The organism is Moorena sp. SIO3I6, from assembly GCF_010672095.1.
The window spans coordinates 1-3,178 of sequence record NZ_JAAHHU010000489.1 but is presented as its reverse complement, the minus strand read 5'-3'; the positions used below and the strand labels follow the sequence as shown (position 1 = coordinate 3,178).

Annotated in this window: 3 protein-coding genes and 1 riboswitch; of the genes, 2 read left to right on the top strand and 1 reads right to left on the bottom strand. The window is 42.7% G+C overall.

Annotated features, from left to right (window positions below):
- On the bottom strand, positions 1-980 hold a 980-nt coding region (locus tag F6K49_RS38415; protein ID WP_293105624.1), incomplete at its 3' end, for a class I SAM-dependent methyltransferase.
- A 141-nt stretch (positions 981-1,121) separates the two neighbouring features.
- Between F6K49_RS38415 and F6K49_RS38410 the strand changes: the two genes are divergently transcribed.
- Both F6K49_RS38410 and F6K49_RS38405 read left to right on the top strand, forming a co-directional pair.
- Positions 1,122-2,105 carry a YihY/virulence factor BrkB family protein gene (locus F6K49_RS38410; protein ID WP_293105621.1) on the top strand — a complete coding sequence of 328 codons (984 nt, stop codon included), beginning with the start codon at positions 1,122-1,124 and terminating at the stop codon, positions 2,103-2,105.
- Positions 2,106-2,284: 179 nt separating this feature from the next.
- A riboswitch (cobalamin riboswitch) is annotated at positions 2,285-2,429 on the top strand.
- Positions 2,430-2,755: 326 nt separating this feature from the next.
- A partial coding sequence (locus F6K49_RS38405; RefSeq protein WP_293105618.1) for a HupE/UreJ family protein occupies positions 2,756-3,178 on the top strand: 423 nt, incomplete at its 3' end.

The following is a 3,178-nucleotide window of genomic DNA, read 5'->3' as shown; positions in this document are numbered from 1 at the left end:
CCCTTAGCCCAAAGATAATAGTTGCGACGGTCGTTATAGATGGCTTGGATCTCAAATGGTGATTCTTTAACAGCATCGATAAATTCCGGCATATACACCATCCGAAAGGTTCCTGGCCAGATATACTTGGTAATAAAACTGTGCGTGCCAAATGACTCTTTGTGTGAGGCAAAGTCGAGATATACTCGTCCGCCAGGTTTAAGGTAGTTCAAGAGACGCTCCATTACTCGAGGATAATCTGACAAATCTTCGATTACCCCCATCATTACTATGCCATCATATTTCTGGCTGGGTTGGAAAGAGAAAAAGTCTTGATACTTGACCTCTGCATCAAAGTTATTTTTTTCAATTAAATCTTCTACATACTGTTTTTGGTGGTTGGATAAGGTAATTCCAGTCACACGGATATTTCGGCGTGCGGCAAAACGCACGAAACCGCCCCAGCCAGAGCCAATATCCAGTACCGAATCATTCGGTTTGAGATTAAGAGATTGAAAGGCAAAGTCTAACTTGCGTTCAGCTCCAACCTCTAGGCTATCCTCATCTTTCTCATATATCCCAGGAGTATAAGTATTGTAATCGGTATCCATAGCGAACAATTGGATATTATGGGAGTCATAATGCTTCGAGATCCAATCTGGATTGCATTTTTCCCGCCCAAGTAAGATGGGCTTGAGTCGCCGACCTATCTTTAGCAAAATATGCTGATCGGATAACAGCTGCTGGAAGGACATGGCCTTGATTAAGTCCCCTTCGAAATCAATATCACCCTTGATGTAAGCTTCCACTATCAGTAATTGGTCTAAAGACATTAGAGCTTTTCGACCAGCTGGATTTTTGATGTATATATCCAAGATCGGTTTCTCTTCTCCAATAGTGGTGAGTGACCCATCTTCCAAATGAATTACAAAGCTAATTGGTAGTTTGCCACCTTTGGATAAGGAGGAGACGAAGTTCCTTACAAACGGGTTTTCAATCATGGGTAACGTCAGATGCTATTGCTTTTCCTGCAATTACCTTACCCCACTAGCTGTCAGCTATCATGCTTAAAATAAATCTCGTTCGCGCAATTGTCAATCTACAATATTCTCAGGCATTGTCAGGTATTTCCAACTGGAAGAATGCCGATTAACCCGTGTCCAGGAGTTATGGTGATGAATCCCAAGGCTATTTTAGGACTGCTTAAGGAAACATTTAAAGAATGGAAGGACGATAACGCATCTAGACTAGCAGCAGCATTATCCTATTACATGATTTTTTCCCTAGCGCCAGTGTTAATAATTGCGATCGCAATTGTGGGGTCTATTTTTGGGGAAGAGGCGGCTAAGGGCGAGATTGTAGGGCAAATCCAAGGATTGGTTGGGGAACAGGGGGCACAGTTTATTCAGACAGCGATTACTAATGCCCATCAGCCTGATGCTAGTGGGGGGTTGGCTTCCTTGATTAGTATTGTGGTGCTGTTGTTCGGTGCATCTGGGGTATTTGGCGAGCTCCAAGATGCCTTGAATACGATTTGGGATGTGAAGCTGAAACCCGGACGGGGCATCTGGGGGATTTTGAAAAAACGGATTCTTTCGTTTCTGACCGTGCTGGGTGTGGGACTTTTTCTGCTATTGTCCGCTGTGCTCAGTACTGTCTTATCAGCTTTGGAGTCTTATGAGAGCGAATTCCTCAAGGAACTGGGTTTACTCTGGCTCTACCAACTTAACTTTGTCTGGACAATTCTGGACTTGCTGGTGTCCTTTGGTATCCTTAGCCTGATGTTTGCTCTGGTTTACAAGTACTTGCCAGATGTGAAAATTGCCTGGAAGGATGTCTGGGTTGGAGCAATTATCACTACCTTACTGTTTAACTTGGGTAAATGGCTATTGTCATGGTATCTCGGCAGAAGCAGTTTTTCCTCAAGTTACGGTGCTGCTGGCTCACTGGTGGTTTTATTGGCTTGGGTATACTATTCCTCTCAAATTATCTTTTTAGGAGCTGAATTTACCCAAGTTTACGCTAAAATATTTGGTTCAAAAATCGTTCCCGATGACCATGCTACCCCTCTCCCAGCAGTAGGCCAGTTCCCTAGTGTTGAGGAAAGGGATAACCCAAGATCGTAAGAACAGGGAACAGGGAACAGGGAATAGGGAATAGGGAATAGGGAATAGGGAATAGGGAATAGGTAAAAACTCCTATGTACCTCATTAAACTAAAAACCGCTTTAATTAATTACGATTAATTAATCGTAATTAATATCTTAATTAATATTTAACAAATAATATAGGTCAGATTGTGCTAAACTACCTGAAGTTCCATCGGTTCTGGTGAAGAACACTCACCAGAGGTAACGGGGAAAGTCCGGTGCAAGTCCGGCGCTGTCCCGCAGCTGTGATGAGGTCTGTGACCTCTAAGTCAGAATGCCCGCCAATGGTTTCAGTTGTTAAATCCGTCTGCGAGGTACAGATGATGTCTGATGTAGCATTTCCAAAATTAGTGAGTAGGCAACCACAGTTACTAGTAACGTTTGTGATGCTCTTTTTGAAAACTAGTGGTTGAGTAAAAAGTATTTAATAGGTTTGATCTGTAAGTTTTATCGTAAGCTATAAGCTATAAGCTATAAGCTATAAGCTATAAGCTATCAGCTCAGTTTAAATGTGCTACAAGACTACTTTATACTTTTTCAAGATAGTCTTAGAAAGCCTAGTCTGTCAATGTAATTAACACTAAACTGTGCCAATTTTTTGATCAGTCATTGACCAGCATTTACCAGATGTCTAAGAACAAATTTTCCGCGAACAATCGGTCTTATACCTCCCGTTATCAAAACCAGAGACTTGGCTTTAATGCTATAGCTCTGTTGGTATGGATCGGGATTTTAAGTACAGCACAACAAGCCCTGGCTCACCATCCCTTTGGTGGCGAGACACCTGATAATTTCATCACAGGATTTTTGTCTGGATTAGGTCATCCCGTGATTGGTTTCGATCATCTCGCCTTTGTGATTGCTGTTGGCTTAATTGCAGCCGGATTTACCAGTGGTTTCCTGATTCCCGGTGCTTTTGTCCTCACCACCCTAGTCGGGACAGGTATTCACTTGCTGGGAATGGACTTGCCAATACCAGAGATTGCGATCGCAACTTCAGTGGTGCTCTTTGGCGGACTACTGTTGAGTGCCAAAATTCCCAATATATCC

Excerpts from the sequence above, each read along its gene's own strand:
- F6K49_RS38410 (WP_293105621.1), top strand. The coding sequence starts at position 1,122 with ATGCCGATTAACCCGTGTCCAGGAGTTATGGTGATGAATCCCAAGGCT.